This is a genomic window from Streptomyces flaveolus, from assembly GCF_044765825.1.
Taxonomy (GTDB): Bacteria; Actinomycetota; Actinomycetes; order Streptomycetales; family Streptomycetaceae; genus Streptomyces; species Streptomyces flaveolus.
In genome coordinates this window covers 1-2,258 of sequence record NZ_JBIWKU010000024.1, presented here as the reverse complement: position 1 = coordinate 2,258, position 2,258 = coordinate 1, and the positions used below count along the sequence as shown (strand labels likewise).

The 2,258-nt window shown below is 69.5% G+C and carries 2 protein-coding genes; one reads left to right on the top strand and one right to left on the bottom strand.

The annotated features are described in order from the left end of the window. Nucleotides 1-165: 165 nt before the first annotated feature. On the bottom strand, nt 166-603 hold the full coding sequence (locus ACIRG6_RS37600) for a hypothetical protein (protein ID WP_403326593.1): 438 nt from the start codon (nt 601-603) through the stop codon (nt 166-168). A 229-nt stretch (nt 604-832) separates the two neighbouring features. On the opposite strand from ACIRG6_RS37600, the gene ACIRG6_RS37595 reads away from it, so the two are divergent. After that, a complete protein-coding gene (locus ACIRG6_RS37595; RefSeq protein ID WP_403326612.1) occupies nt 833-1,948 on the top strand; it encodes a hypothetical protein in 1,116 nt (371 codons plus the stop codon). Nucleotides 1,949-2,258 lie beyond the last annotated feature (310 nt).

The window sequence follows — 2,258 nt, the reverse complement described above, 5'->3', positions numbered from 1 at the left end:
GGGTCCCCGACGCGGTCGCCGGTGTTGTCGCCGACGCGGCGCCCGTTTATCAAGGCCGCCCGCGGCGCGGACACGGCGTGCGGGGACCGCGGCGCCCGCGGGGGGCGCGCCGGTGCCGGGGCACCGGCGCGCGGGGTGGATGGGCGAGGGGAACCGGTCCGGCGGTCAGTAGTCCATGACGCGGTAGTAGCGGCGCAGGTCGAGCGAGTGGTCCCGCACCCGCTCCAGGTGCTTGCTGACCCGGTCCATCACCGTGTCCAGCACCAGCGGCGCGAGCAGTCCGCGGAACTCCGGGCTGATGCCCTCCAGGGGGTAGTCGCGGGTGTCGAAGACGGTCACGTCCTTCGAGACGCGCTCGGCGAAGGACTCGGCGCGGCCGGTCAGTTCGCGCGTCTTGTCCTCACCCTGGAAGACGATCACGCTGGTGTCCTCCTCCAGGAGCTCCAGCGAGCCGTGGAAGAACTCCGCGCTGTGCACCCGGGTGGTGCGCAGCCACTGCATCTCCTCGAGGATGCACATGGAGTACAGGTAGGTGAATCCCCACAGGTTCCCGCCGCCGATGAGGTGCCGGTGTTCGACCGCGTCCTCCCCTTCGAGAGGCACTCGAGGCGGCGTCCCGCCCTGGGCAGCGGCTCCCACTTCGGCGAGGTCGCCGGCCGTCACGAAAACCAGAAACGAGTAGTCCCGTGCGGATCGTGGGAGACCGGGAGAACTGGCCGTACCGCCTGGACCTGCCGGTGACGGCCAGCGTGTCACGTGGTGCCGACGTCACCTCGGGGGCATCCTGTGGGCACGTGCGATCGCGGGGGCAGCCGACGAGAAGGGTCCAGTGATGCGGGTGTCGTCGCGGGACGTCACGGTCGTGGCTCTTCTGGCGGATCCGGACGCGCCGACGGAGATCGCGCAGCGCATGGCCCGGATCCTTCCTGATCGGCTCGCCAAAAGGTCGGGCCAGGGACGACGGTTCGACGTACACGTGGTCAGTGAGCCCTTCACCGCGGGGACCGAGGACCCGCCCACCTTGATGCGCCGGATCATGGACCGCGCCAGTGGGGAGAACTGGGACATCGTGGTGGCCCTCACCGACCTTCCGCTGCACTCGCACGGGCGCAAGCTCGTGGTGGATCTGAGTCACGAACACGGCTTGGCGCTGCTGTCTCTTCCCCCGCTGGGGGGCTTGCGTCTGCAGACCAGGGCACGGCGGGCCGTGGAAGAAGCCGTGCTCAGCCTGGCGGGCCCGCGGGCCACCGGAGCTGAAGGTCCTCCGCAGCGACAACCGCTGGGACGCTTCGTCAGTCGTCTCGCCCCGATTCACCGGGCCCAGGTCGGTGAGGAGGAGACCGCCGATCTCCGGTACGTCGCCGGCGGGCCGCGCGGTTACCTGAGGGTGCTCGGCGGTATGGTCCGCGCCAACCGGCCGTGGCGATTGGTGCCGGGCTTGTCGAAAGCCCTGGCGGCCGCACTCGCCACGGGAGCAATCGCCACCGTGAACTCCACCATCTGGAGCCTGGCCGCGTTCCTGAGCACGCCACGCCTCGTGATCGCCATGGTCGGGTCGATCGTGCTCATGATCGGCTGGCTGATCGTGGACGCGCACCTTTGGTACCGACCGACGGACGCCTCGCCGGAGGAGAGGAAGAGGGCGAGCCTCTACAACGCGTCGACGGTCATGACCGTGGGTCTCGGAGTGCTCGTCTGCTACGGGGGCCTGGTGGTCATCAACTTGGTGTGGGCGCTGTTCATCCTCAACGACCGGGTGTTCGCCTCGATCACACGGACCCCGCTGCATGCCACGGAGTACTGGACGTTGTCGTGGTTCGTCGCTTCGGTCGCCACCGTGGGCGGCGCGCTGGGATCGGGCCTGGAGAGCAAGGCGGCGGTCCGGGCAGCCGCCTTCTCCAAGCGCGAACAAGAACGTCGTAGCGCGGCGCACGACGACGGTGACTAACTGGTGACCTCGGTCGGAGATGTGCCGTCGGCCGGGGTCGTCCGGGTCCGGAGATTTCGCTGATCGGTCGCTGTGTGGCTGTTTCGCGTCGGAGGCCGACGGGGACCCGGACGGCACGCCGCCGGAGCGCCGAGGTTCCGCCGGGCGGGCCGGCGGCGGCACCACCGTTCCATCTGATCCGGATGGACGGCCCGCAGAGGCGTGCCGGAGCATGGCCCCCGTCGTTCCGACTTTTGAGAGTCAGGCTCTTCGTGGCGTCTCCAGCACCGCCGTGCCGTGGTCATGCCGCGACACCGAGGGAAGTCATCAT

Bases quoted from the DNA above. Each gene is read 5' to 3' on its own strand.
- ACIRG6_RS37595 (WP_403326612.1), top strand. From the start codon at position 833: ATGCGGGTGTCGTCGCGGGACGTCACGGTCGTGGCTCTTCTGGCGGAT.